The 12,058-nt window shown below is 33.8% G+C and carries 14 protein-coding genes; 4 read left to right on the top strand and 10 right to left on the bottom strand.

Annotation, left to right across the window (positions count from 1 at the left end; translation table 11 throughout):
* Nucleotides 1-27 precede the first annotated feature (27 nt).
* The 5 genes from ACO1DI_RS23140 to arsL form a co-directional block, all read right to left on the bottom strand.
* Nucleotides 28-1,170 carry an inorganic phosphate transporter gene (locus tag ACO1DI_RS23140; RefSeq protein ID WP_228307810.1) on the bottom strand — a complete coding sequence of 381 codons (1,143 nt, stop codon included), beginning with the start codon at nt 1,168-1,170 and terminating at the stop codon, nt 28-30.
* 121 nt (nt 1,171-1,291) lie between these two features.
* Nucleotides 1,292-1,675 carry an ArsD-related vicinal cysteine protein VcpD gene (gene vcpD / locus ACO1DI_RS23135; protein ID WP_228307811.1) on the bottom strand — a complete coding sequence of 128 codons (384 nt, stop codon included), beginning with the start codon at nt 1,673-1,675 and terminating at the stop codon, nt 1,292-1,294.
* 13 nt (nt 1,676-1,688) lie between these two features.
* Entirely contained in the window at nt 1,689-2,798 is a 1,110-nt protein-coding gene (locus ACO1DI_RS23130) for a GTP-binding protein (RefSeq protein ID WP_228307812.1), read from the bottom strand.
* Nucleotides 2,799-2,817: 19 nt separating this feature from the next.
* The gene (locus ACO1DI_RS23125) at nt 2,818-3,537 is read right to left on the bottom strand and encodes an aquaporin (RefSeq protein WP_228307813.1); all 720 of its coding nucleotides are present in this window, start codon (nt 3,535-3,537) and stop codon (nt 2,818-2,820) included.
* Between the two features lie 13 nt (nt 3,538-3,550).
* Nucleotides 3,551-4,825, bottom strand: a complete 1,275-nt coding sequence (gene arsL / locus ACO1DI_RS23120; protein ID WP_228307814.1) for an arsinothricin biosynthesis radical SAM protein ArsL — start codon at nt 4,823-4,825, stop codon at nt 3,551-3,553.
* A gap of 530 nt (nt 4,826-5,355) precedes the next feature.
* Here arsL and ACO1DI_RS23115 point away from each other — a divergent pair.
* Nucleotides 5,356-6,609 carry a helix-turn-helix domain-containing protein gene (locus ACO1DI_RS23115; protein ID WP_228307815.1) on the top strand — a complete coding sequence of 418 codons (1,254 nt, stop codon included), beginning with the start codon at nt 5,356-5,358 and terminating at the stop codon, nt 6,607-6,609.
* A 14-nt stretch (nt 6,610-6,623) separates the two neighbouring features.
* On the opposite strand, the gene ACO1DI_RS23110 is transcribed toward ACO1DI_RS23115, so the two are convergent.
* From ACO1DI_RS23110 to ACO1DI_RS23100, 3 genes are read right to left on the bottom strand one after another with little or no spacing between them, the layout of a single operon-like run.
* On the bottom strand, nt 6,624-6,914 hold the full coding sequence (locus ACO1DI_RS23110) for an ArsR/SmtB family transcription factor (RefSeq protein WP_228307816.1): 291 nt from the start codon (nt 6,912-6,914) through the stop codon (nt 6,624-6,626).
* A 2-nt stretch (nt 6,915-6,916) separates the two neighbouring features.
* The gene (locus ACO1DI_RS23105) at nt 6,917-8,140 is read right to left on the bottom strand and encodes an ATP-grasp domain-containing protein (RefSeq protein WP_228307817.1); all 1,224 of its coding nucleotides are present in this window, start codon (nt 8,138-8,140) and stop codon (nt 6,917-6,919) included.
* 11 nt (nt 8,141-8,151) lie between these two features.
* Nucleotides 8,152-8,445, bottom strand: coding sequence for a carboxymuconolactone decarboxylase family protein (locus ACO1DI_RS23100; RefSeq protein WP_047751984.1), 294 nt, complete (start codon nt 8,443-8,445; stop codon nt 8,152-8,154).
* A 201-nt stretch (nt 8,446-8,646) separates the two neighbouring features.
* Here ACO1DI_RS23100 and ACO1DI_RS23095 point away from each other — a divergent pair, with 201 nt between their 5' ends.
* The 3 genes from ACO1DI_RS23095 (at nt 8,647) to ACO1DI_RS23085 (ending at nt 10,242) form a co-directional block, all read left to right on the top strand.
* Nucleotides 8,647-9,099, top strand: a complete 453-nt coding sequence (locus tag ACO1DI_RS23095; protein WP_228307818.1) for a MarR family winged helix-turn-helix transcriptional regulator — start codon at nt 8,647-8,649, stop codon at nt 9,097-9,099.
* Between the two features lie 90 nt (nt 9,100-9,189).
* A complete protein-coding gene (locus ACO1DI_RS23090) occupies nt 9,190-10,092 on the top strand; it encodes a permease (RefSeq protein WP_228307819.1) in 903 nt (300 codons plus the stop codon).
* Between the two features lie 15 nt (nt 10,093-10,107).
* The gene (locus ACO1DI_RS23085) at nt 10,108-10,242 is read left to right on the top strand and encodes a hypothetical protein (protein ID WP_264388366.1); all 135 of its coding nucleotides are present in this window, start codon (nt 10,108-10,110) and stop codon (nt 10,240-10,242) included.
* A 648-nt stretch (nt 10,243-10,890) separates the two neighbouring features.
* On the opposite strand, the gene ACO1DI_RS23080 is transcribed toward ACO1DI_RS23085, so the two are convergent.
* Together ACO1DI_RS23080 and ACO1DI_RS23075 are read right to left on the bottom strand one after the other, a co-directional pair.
* Nucleotides 10,891-11,067: a hypothetical protein gene (locus ACO1DI_RS23080; RefSeq protein ID WP_228307820.1), complete on the bottom strand. Its 177-nt coding sequence runs from the start codon at nt 11,065-11,067 to the stop codon at nt 10,891-10,893.
* 139 nt (nt 11,068-11,206) lie between these two features.
* Entirely contained in the window at nt 11,207-12,016 is an 810-nt protein-coding gene (locus ACO1DI_RS23075) for a hypothetical protein (RefSeq protein ID WP_228307821.1), read from the bottom strand.
* Nucleotides 12,017-12,058: the final 42 nt, after the last annotated feature.

Raw genomic sequence — 12,058 nt, 5'->3', positions numbered from 1 at the left:
GGAAATCGTATAAAGATATAATAGCTGTTAAAGGAGTAACTTTAGAATATAGTAGAAGACCATTGCAATAATTCCGGCACCAGGTAAAGTAACAACCCAGGATAGAAGAATCTCTCTAATAACTCCGAAATTCATTGCTTCTCGTCCATTTTTTAATCCAGCTCCAATAATAGAAGAAGTACTTACATGGGTTGTAGAAGCCGGTAATCCAAATTGACTCGAGGCCATAACTAAAGAGGTGGTAGTGAGCACTGCTGATAAGGAGCTATTTTCATCTAATTTAGTCACTTTTTTTGCTAATAATTCCGTTACTGGCAGCCCTTTAATTAAGCTCCCTAGGCTCATCGCTACAGTAACTAAAATGAAGAATGAAAAAGGTAAGGTACTGCCTTGCTCTGAGGAACCATTTAATACAGAGACTAGTAAAGCAATTGCTACAATTTTTGGCGTATCATTAACCGACCGAACAAAACAAATTAAACCACTAGAGATCCAGGCAATACCTTTTCCTACTTGAGGATTGATTTTAATTTTGTCTACAAATAAATTAAGGAACCAAGCTATACATAAACCTAATACTGGACTAAGAAGTAAAGGTAAAACAAATTTACTTCCAAGATTCCCCCATAATACACTAGATACACCTTGTGAGATGCATGCGACTAAGATAACGGCTCCGATAATGGCATGTGTTGTAGAAACAGGTAATGAAAATTTAGTGGCAAGTGCTACCCAAAGAGTTGCCCCTAGTGCCATAGCCAAAGCCATGATACCTGTGAGTTGATATTCCGAATTCATTAAACCGGCAGTAAATAAACCAACTAGTTTAGAAGCAAGAAAGAAGGAACATACTCCTCCAATTACGGTCATGACAACGCCATATATTATAGCTGTTAACGCACTAGCGTAGCCAGAAGCTACTAATGAGGATACACCTTTAGAAACATCGTTTCCTCCATTTTCTGCTGCTAACCAAGCTACAACACATAACCCTATAAAAGTTATAAAAGACCCTGATGGCACAATACCAGTCATCACAAAGAAAGATGTAGTTAAAATGGCAATGATTAAACCGGTTAAAGGGTTAGTCCCAATATTTAATTTCTTTCTTAAACCTGTTTGAACTGCTATATCTGTACTTATCTTTTGATTTTGCATCTCTATCTTCAAACCCTTTCATCCTGATATAGTCCCTTAGCTTTAAGGAAGATTATCTTTTTATTTAGGAAGCCAATGTTTTATCTATAAGTCTTACTATGAATAAGGAGCCAGCATGCTGACTCCTTATCGCTTAATTAAATTCTTTTATTACCAATTCTAAGTGAGGCTTAGTAGCAAAGCTTACTAAGTTACCGTTTACTACAACAGCTGGCGTTACATATTTAAGAATCGTATCCTCACTTATATACTCAAATCCTCTTTTTTTAATCAATTCACTGAGTTTTTTCTGAGCCATTACTCGATCCATTGAAATATCATAATTATAAAGATGTACATTTACTGATTTATCAAAGTGCTCTTTTAATTGATCCTTTAACTCTAGACTTTCTTCATAAAAATTTTGGCTATCTTCACAGCAACCAGTATCTGTAACTAAATCTGCATCTGTATCACAACAATCTCCTTGGCCACTTGGGATACTTGGGAAAATTTCGATTAAATCATTTGATTTCATCTATTTGTCCTCCTTACATTACTTCGTATAAACGATGAACCGGTTTTGGTGGTAGTGGGCTAAAGCACTCATTATATGTTTCATTCCATTTCGTACCTAATTCTTTATTCAGAGCTCCAATGGCATCGGCCACCACCAGATTTAAGATAGCTGGAGATGCTTCAATACGGATATTTAAAACAACTCGTAGTTGTTTTGCATTTTGTACATTTTCCTCAGTAAATGTTGGTTCATCACCTGTATGAACCATACTCGCTTTCACGTATCCATCTTCAAGTCCTACATGAACTTTTAAATGTGCAATAGCCATTTTCTCTCTTATAAAGTGGGCATTTAATTTATCTAAGAAGCTTTCAGCCCACTGACGTGGGTCTACGTCTCGATCAGAACTTAAGTCACCTAAAATATTCATCCATGCTAATTGAGCTTCTCCCTCTGCATAGCGTTCGTAATCGATATCAAGTACTTTGTCTCCACCTAAATCTGTTGTTAACCATGTTTCTGTTAGTACATCAAGGTTATCTCCCCTTTCTGCGGAGATTGTTTGGATGACAGTTTGCGGATAACGTTGTTGTAAATAGTTATATAGTTTTTCAACTTCTTCAGAAGAGTAGCGATCTAATTTGTTCAGCGCGATGATATCTGCTTCAGCTAATTGCTTTTCAAAAATATAGCTTACTGACTGTGAAAAAGAAGGTCTTGTTTTATCCGTTGCATTAAGCTCATGCATTAATCTCGCTGGATCTACCACAATTGTTAAAGGTGCAGTCTTAAACTGTTCTGAATAATACTGTTTTAAAGGCTGAATCACAGTAGCAGCTAAATCTGTACAACTTCCCACAGCCTCTGCAATAATTACATCAGGCTGCTTTTCCTCTAATAAACCAGTTAAATTTTCATATAAATCTTCAAATTGGCAGCAGAAGCAACCACCTGTTACTTCTTTTGTATCTAGACCATTTTTACGAGCTAGCTCAGTATCAATTAACTCTTTTCCTTGATCATTCGTTACAATTGCGACACGATAGCCTTGCTCTTCAAGTTTTAAAGCTGAGTTAATCATTGTAGTCGTTTTACCAGCTCCTAAAAATCCTCCAAGTAACACTAGTTTTGCAGTTTTCATTTCCATTCCCCCTGTTTTTTTACTCTTCTTCATGAAGTATTTTATAAATTAAGGCAGCACTAATGGCCCCTAATACCGTGGCTACTAAGTAGACCCATAGAGTACTAAATGTACCTGATACTATTGCTGGACCAAATGATCGAGCAGGATTCATGGATGCTCCACTAATTGGACCACCAAACATTGCTTCTAGAGCTACAGTTGCTCCTATTGCCATGCCAGCAAATGACTTAACTGCTTTACCATGCACAGCTGATGTTAAAATAACCATCATAAGCACAAATGTTAAAACAAACTCTAAAACGAAACTTTGTATCCAAGAACCACTAGGTAGAGTAGACCCTAAGTGCGCTACATTCCCAAACATAAGTAATAAAGTTATGCTTGATGCAGATGCTGCGATCAATTGCGTAAAAAGGTATAGTGTCGCTTCTCTTTTGTTGATTTCACCGAGAAATAGAAAAGCGAGTGTGACTGCTGGATTAAAATGAGCTCCTGAGATATGTCCAAATGAATAAATTAAAGCCAATACAACCAAACCAAACGTGATGGCTACTCCAACATGAGTTAAACTCTTTGTAAGAGAGTCAACAACAATTGCTCCTGTCCCTGCAAAAACAAGAAAATAGGTCCCAATGAACTCTGCTATCAATTTTTTCTTTGTTTCAGCGTAAGGGTCTAGCTTTGGTAAGACATGTGCTTGCCTAACAGGAGCTGCTACCATAGATTTCTCAGCCACTAGTTATTCCTCCTTAGCACTTCAAGCAGCATCGCTTGAAGATTCCCTCTTCAGCTGGCGTTAACATTTCAAAATAAAGTTCGTCCAGTTTGGGATCTGGATGCTTCCAGTCATAGTGAAATTCATGTTCTTCTAAATCTAAGGATTTAATAGATTCCTTGTGTAATAATGGAGAACCTTTATACAAATATAGTCTTGTTTCATATTGAATTGGATCTACAATGTTCCCTAATTGGTTTTCTTCTACGAAAGATCTGAACGTTGTAAGATCTTCAAATTTAGTCCATGGATTAAACATAATAAAAGTTGGATTTAATTTGATATCAATTTCCCTTAAGTAAGCAATCGCTTCTTCGATATCTGAAACCGTCGTATCTTTTGCGACAGCATCAAGTACTTCTTCTGAAGGAAATTCTAATGCTGACGTAATAAATTTAACTCCTAAGTTCTTCATTTCTAAAAGAGTTTCTTTATTTTCTAAGATGTGATCTACGCGAGTTGTAAAATCATATGTTAAGTCAGGGAATTCTTCGTGAAGTTTACGTAAAATTTTGATTCCATGATATTTCGCATTAAAGAAATCTGCATCGATGAATGTAAGGTGCGTCATTCCTCCTGCTACGAGATTTCGAATATCTGTTAACACGATATCCTCTGGAACTAAAATAACTTTGCCGTCGTATGCTGCAAATACTGAACAATATAAGCATTTATGATGACAGCCCCTAGCAATTTCAGTTGAGCCTACAACTTCTTCTGATCCTAAAATATGATTAATTTGTTTTTGAGGGTATTTATACAAAGGTGGTAGTAAATCTCGTGAAGGTATGTCTAGGTGATTACGTGCCATGTAAGGATGTATTGATTCCCCTTTTATAGCTTGTTCAGCGCTTAATAATCCTGGAATCTTTTCTTGTACATCGCCTGAAAGATGCTTAGCTAATAAAGTTAATGGGTGTTCCCATTCCCCACAAATACAGGAATCACTATATTTACCAGCTAAACGATTAGCATTGATAGTAGCATGTTGTCCAAAAAATGTGATGTGAGCTTTGGAGTTAAGGTTAGCTGCTTGTTTTGCAATTTCTATTCCAGCATGAACTGCGTCAAATAGGGGAACCGAAATTGCAATTAAATCTTTATCTAGAAATTTTTCTTCAACTATTCCTTCAACATACGTATCTAAAATCGAAACGTTAAATCCTTCTTTGATTAAAGGTGTTGCTGCTGTGGCAATAGTGTTGGGTTGAAAGCCGCCTTCAAAGTTTGAAACTAGTAAAATATTCATCATTTAATCCCCCTGATTTCTTCTTATGGCCAAACCGGATCTGTCATCAGCATGATAATAGTAGTTGCTGCTATCGTTGCGTACATAAACCCAATTTTACATTTCAATTTTGATTTCATTTATTTATTTAAACTCTTGGCCAAACTGGGTCTGACATCATGATAATAACAGCTGCTGCCATTGTAACCTTCATAAACAAAACCTTATATTTTAATTTCATCGTCCTATCCCCTTTTTTAAAAATATTCAAAATATTTAAGTTGTATTTGTCTACCAATCACAATAAGGGTAATTCTTCTTTAATAGTTTTCAAACTAAAACCTAATCTTCCTCCTTATAACATTAACTAACATTAGTTAACATTTTTTATTTTTATTTACTTTTGTTATTAATGTTAAATCTTTAAGTAAATAGTAATAGATGTGGAATTCCTTGTCAACATATTTTGAACATTTAACAAACTATTTACATTTTGTTCAAAAATGTTAATAATAGAGATAGGTAAATAAGAAAAGATTGGGGTAGTTTTTATGTTAGGTCAGCGCATAAAAGAATTAAGAAAAGAATCCAAGTTAACGCAGCAAGATTTATCAGAAGGCATCATTACTAGAAGCTATCTAAGCCAAATTGAAAAAGGCCTTGTTCAGCCCTCATTTGATGTATTAGAAAAGTTAAGCGAAAAACTTGATTGTACAGTTGATGATTTCTTTAAAACAATAGAAAACAAAGACTTACTTTTATCACAAGTGAAAAAAGAAATAAAAACTGCAGAAAACCAAGTAAATGCGAATTCATTTGATAAAGTTGAAACATTTATTCAGAAGAAAGAATATTTGTCTCGTAACGATTTAAATGAATATGACAAAGGCATTTTAATGTGGATACATGGAAAGTATTATGAGTATAAAAAAGACTACAATCATGCTATTACTTTTTTTGAAAAGAGTTATTCCCAGCTTGAAAAAGGCAAACATACGAATGAGATGCTACGCTCTTTAGATTCCCTAGGATCTTGTCACAGTCAGGTTAGCAATAATGAAAAAGCCCTTCATATCTTAAATAAAGCGTATCGTATTATGATTTATGACCAAATTAGTGGAATGATAAGGATATCAATTTTAGTTAATCTAGGGGTTGTTCACGGTAAATTAAAGGAGTTTTATTCTGCCATTAACTTTTTAGAAGAAGCAAGAGATCTAAATGATAATCTAGGTACTTTTTATAAATCTGGGGAAATCTTTATGGCTTTAGGAATTTGTAATATGGAGTTGAAACGTTATAAAGATGCCAAAGTCTCTTACGAACGGGCTCTTAAATATTTTAAACTTAGTGAAAATAAATACCATGAAGCCGGTACCTATACAAATCTAGGAATTTTATTTTCTTACCAAAAAGACTATTATCAAGCTGACCTTGATTTGAGAACAGCTATAAATATTTATAAGAATGTTAACGCTGAAGAAGCACGAATTATGAATGCGCAGGTAGAACTTGCAAGAGTATATTATTTACAAGAAGAATATGTACAAGCGTCTTCTTTATGCGAGGACATTATAAAGCTGAATGACGTTAATAAGCATAAGGCACAGGCATTCGAACTTTTAGGAGATATTAATTATAAATTATCTAATACAGAGACCTCACTAAAGAATTATGAGGAGGCAAAAAAGATTTTAGTAAATCAAGCAATGCCATGTGATCATGTATGCAAAAAGGTGGCCGACGTTTACTTCCATTTAGGAGACTATCAGAAAGCTGCAGATTCCTATAAAGAATGCTTTTAATAAAAAACAGTGAGTTACTTGGACTCACTGTTTTTTATTATTTCTTGGTAGGTAACAGGCGACAGAATACTTTTAACTTCTTTATCATTTACCTGATAGTAACACCAAGTTCCTCTTTCGCAACGGATAAGGATTCCCGCATCTACAAGTAATTTTAGGTGATAAGATAACTTCGATTGAGAAATATCAAACTTTTTTTGTAGATCAGAGACACATAACTCCTTACAGCAGGAAATTTCCTTTAAAAGTGCAAGTCTAGTTTTATCACCAAGAGCTTTAAATTTATTTTCAACGTCTATAATCATATTTAAATCCCCAACAAGTTCCCAATTTTTAGAGATAACTTCTTTTCTATGGAATCTGCTATGCTACTTGAAAGGTTCTGTTCATCTCCATAGACAATGAAGTAGCCTAAACGTTCAAAATTACTTTCGGTTCGTTTGACTGATTCCCCATTTTTAACATACCACTTTTGTTCTTTTATGCAGGAAGACCGGAACTGTTCGTCAAACTGTACTTTTCCATCCTGATTAGCTAAAAGAAATCGAATAGAAGCAGATGGAACAGTAGATGAAGATGTCACTAAAGAGTCGATGCCTTTACCTAAAGTAACAAGGAAAGCTAATGCTTTAAGATCAATCCCCGTGACTGCTTTGACGAGATGTGGTATCTCATCACCTCCTGGTCGAGCGTTTACTTCTACAATTCTTGGCCCTTTTTTTGTTAATTTCACTTCAGTATGAGTAACAGCAAAATCCACACCTAAAGCAGCTAAGCTTTGTTCTACTAGCCTTTTAATTTCATTCTCTTCATTATCATTTAAGTTTGCAGGAAAGTCATGTCCTACTTCAATAGAAAGAGGGTATGGAGTTACAAGTTTCTTTGTAATTCCAATAATAGTAGTTTGGGCATTAACCGTTACAGACTCAATACTAAACTCCGGCCCATCTAAAAACTCTTCAATAAGTATGTCTGAATCAATGGTTTGACCCACGATATTCTTCTTACTTTGCACAATATGTTTAATAGCTGTTGATATTTCTGAGTGATTCTGGCATAAGTAAACATTTTTACTTCCTGAATCGTTAGATGGTTTGACGATAAGAGGAAAATCCATGCCTTGAAGTTGAGATTCTAGCTTCTTTTCAGAAGTAACAAGACGATATTGAACCTCTCCTACACCAGATTCATTTAATTTTTGCCTAGCCATTTTTTTATTTCTACATCTTAAGCTAGCTTCATAAGGTAGTTGATACTTTAATTGCAGCATTTCACTTATCTTAGATGCTAAAGGAATTCGATATTCATTCATAGTAAAAACCGAAATTATATCAAGTTGATTAGCCAGTTCTAGACACTTTTCTAACACGGTTTCTTCATGGTTTAAATCAATCTCAACAGGCACATCCACATCGAAAATTTCATCAAATGAAATCTCTTTTCTTAATAAAATGGTTTTATAACCTTGTTCTTGTACCAATTGAACTTCATTATCTCTAGGGCTAACTAAAATAACATATTGATTATCCATAGATCGTCTCCTTACTGGCAGCATGTAGAGGATGATTTACTTTCTACCTTTAACTCAACTTGATCCTTTAATTTTTGAGAGTTTACAGCGATTGCAATACCTGTTATTTGACCGATTTCTTCTTTTGTAAACCCTAATTGTTTAGCTGTTAGAACTGCGTTCTTCAATGTAGCTTGATCATTTAACAAAGTAGCTGATGTTAGAATAGCTACAACTTTTTCTCTTTCAGGTAATGTGCCTCCTTCTACTGCTTCAGTAAAAAAGGTTTCAAAATAAGAATTTAATTTTTGATTTAAAGCTAACATGTTTACAACACTCCTTTTAACTTAATTAACATTTTTATGTAAAAAATAAAAATGTTATCTATTGTTAATTAAATGATATAACCAATTATTAGGTGCGTCAATAAAAAAATTCTGAAAAAAATGGTAATTAATTTGTTGACAATTGAAATAGTTGTAGATTACAATTGTTTCAACAAGCAAATAAGGTGTGGTGAAAAGGATATGAACAACGTAAAAGTAGGAAAAGAATCTCATCAATTTCGTCAGATGCTGCAAATTTTAATTAGACGCTTTGGTTTACTTGAAAAAGAAGGTGCCCAATGTTGTGGGGTTTCCTTAGTACAAAGTCATATATTATTTGAAGTGGAGCGCACAAAAAAACCTTCATTAAATGAACTATCGTCTTCATTAGGTCTAGACAATAGTACATTAAGTCGTCATATTCAAGGGTTGGTAGAACGCAATTTAGTAAGTCGTATACAATCCCCTACCGACCGTAGATATGTAACGATTACACTTACTCCTGAAGGAGAGAAATACGAAGATGAAATTGCTAAACAGATGAATGTATATATTCAAGAAATCCTTTCTAACGTACCAGAAAATAAACGTGGTCAAGTTTTAGAAAGTATTGATTTAATTTTGGAGGCTATGAGAAACAGCAGTTGCTGTTAATGCCTCTTTTTCTAAAAGTAATAGTTGTATTTTGCAACTATTGTAAATATACATAGTTTCAAAATTTAAATGAATTAGGAGGAATGCTTTATGCCAGATGTAGTAACCAAAGTATTATTGGAGTTTCTATCTTTAAGTAAGAACTTATTAGTTTTATTCCTTGGTATTTCTTTTTTCATTAGTTTTATTCAAGCCTATGTTCCTTTTGAAAAAGTAGAAAAATGGATGGGTAGTAAAAACCCTTTTCTAGGAAACTTAGCAGGTGCCTTGCTTGGATTTATTACGCCTTTCTGTTCATGCTCCACTATTCCGTTACTGGTAACCATGCTTAATCGTAATGTTCCTTTCCAAACCGTAATGACTTATTTATTTACTTCACCTTTATTAGATCCTTGGATTTTAGGGTTGATGGCTTATATTTATGGGGTAAAGGTAACAGCTATTTACGCCGTCACAACTTTTGTTTTCTCTATGATCATTGGATGGTACTTAGATAAGAAAAACTATAAAGAGCAAGTAAAGAAAGTCATGATTAAAGGGAATCTCCCAGAGCAAGATGAACGTCGCAGAAAAGATCTTGTCTTAAACATTAAGGAATCCATTAAGGAAACTATAGATTTAATTCGTTCAGTTCTCGTATATATATTAATTGGTGCATTCGTAGGAGCAATTATTAAAGAGGCAGTGCCAACCAACTTCTTAACATTTATTTCTGATCAAAACCAATGGTGGGTTATTCCGTTAGCAGCTATTATTGGAGTTCCATTATACATTCGTCTATCAACGATGTTACCAATTGCTCAAGCTTTACTTGTTAATGGATTCCCTATTGCTCCGACTATGGCGCTGCTAATAGGAGGTGCTGGTGCAAGTTTACCTGAAATTATTATGTTGAAGAGTATTTTCCACAAGAAATTAGTAAGTGCGTTTATTGTATCAGTATTTTTAATGGCAACTGTTTCAGGCTATTTATTCTTAGTATTAGAACTTTAATGGAGGTGGATGAAAATGGGTCTAATGTCGATTTTTAAAGGAAATAAGAAAGAGAAAGATTGTTGCAATATTGAGATTGTGGAAGTAAAAGAAGAAAAAAGCACTTGTTGCTCAAGTGAAAACAATAAAGTTCAGAAGAAAGAAGCATAACATAATAAAGGAGTGATTGATTATGATGTATGAATTAGAGTTTATACTCATGCAAGAGCAACGTGCAATGAATTACGCATCCCGTCAACAGATACATGATACTAATTCATTAGCTCAAGAGACTTACCTTTCAAAAATAAAAGGTATTGTATCTAGAAACTCTAATGTCACAAAGTCTAATTCTCAATGTTGTGTCCAATGTTGCTAACATTGAAAATAACAGATAATTTTAAATTATAAGTATAATATAGATAAAATAATGGTATAGTGGGAGATAAAACTACCTTATGAATTATAAGTGGGGAGGTTTTATCTTCCTTTTTTATTCTGCTTTTCTAAAAAATAAGACGAGGAGTATTTGAATGAATAATGTTATTAATTTTTATGAGTTCCGTAGACATAGAAAAATCAAGAAATTTCTTCGTTTCGTTGTAGTAATAGGGATCATTACTATATTTCTGCTGTTTTCTTATCTTCTAATTGTAACAGGAATGCAACACCCTACCGAGTTTCCTTCTTACATTGAGCCTAAACCGTAATGTTTAAATTATTAGCCTTCTCGCTTAAACTTAAATATCTATTACTAAACCATATTACATATAAATAAAAAGGCCCCTTCAAATTCTGAAGGACCCAGTTATCATATGTTTATATACTCTTCTTCATTCCGCATTCCCGGCATTCACGTAAGAAAACGCCACCTTTTACAGAACTTTTGAAGTAAGCTGAATTACAGTTATCGCATGGGCCACTAACCTTATCCGGAAATTGAGCATAGTCATATACTTTATCAAAATCAATTTCTTGCTCCTTCATTTCTTCCAAGTTAATCACTCTTCTCTATTTTGCTTTTATTAGACAATTACTTGAGTTTAATCAATCTAATACTACCTTGACAGGGTGTGTGATTTTAACTTCAATAATATTTATGTCTATAAAAGATGCAGATTTAGTTTGATAAGAATTATTTTTCAAAATGTAAATAGCTACGCAGGATTTTCCTTACATGTTCAAGTTTTATACGAGACCTTTGAAGATAAACTATACTTGGCTCATATATATGTACCAAGCTTAAAACATCCAGCTCATGGACAGAAGAGTAAGGTTCTTTTAGTAACTTAAATTTAGAGGTTAAATAATGAGATATGAAGTCTATATCGTTCACAATCTCTCTCAATGCATTCTCTTCATCTTTTTCTAAATATACTACAAGTAAATTAAAAGACGTTTTTAAAAATGAAACCTTTTCTTCAATATTGTGAAGTTGATGAGAAGCGCATTCCACCATGTTTTTTACATTCTCTGCCTCAAATTCTTGTATAACATGCTCTTGTGACTTTGGATAAGTAGACAAAAACTCTTTTTTATATTTTATTTTCAACTTCATGCGACGTTCAAAATCAGCTGTTTCACTATGGAAATATTCTAAGATACCTCGTGACTCTTCCAAGTTCTTTTGAAAGTCCAATATAGCTTCTGTTCTCTTATCTCTAAAGTATTCAATTTGAGCCAATTCTCTTTGGTGACTTAATTGTTTCTCTAACAATTCTGCTTGATGACCTATTTGAATTTTCTGTGTTCTAGCATTCATAAGCTGTGTGACCAATAAAGTAGCAAGTGCTACAATAGCCGTTAAAATACCGGTTAGCAATGTCCAAAAACCCACTGGCAATCCATTCATGAAGTCTTTTATATCTCCAAGTGAGCTACCCTTAAAATGTTTAATTAACCACCAAATCAGTAAAGCTACCCAATATCCTAATATCCCAATCATTTTGACTCCAATCTATAATATTAGTTAACTAATATACTAATA

It is taken from the genome of Priestia sp. 40, from assembly GCF_049368575.1.
GTDB classification, from domain to species: Bacteria; Bacillota; Bacilli; order Bacillales; family Bacillaceae_H; genus Priestia; species Priestia zanthoxyli.
Note: the sequence above shows the minus strand (reverse complement) of the source record. Positions and strands in the feature narration are given on the sequence as shown.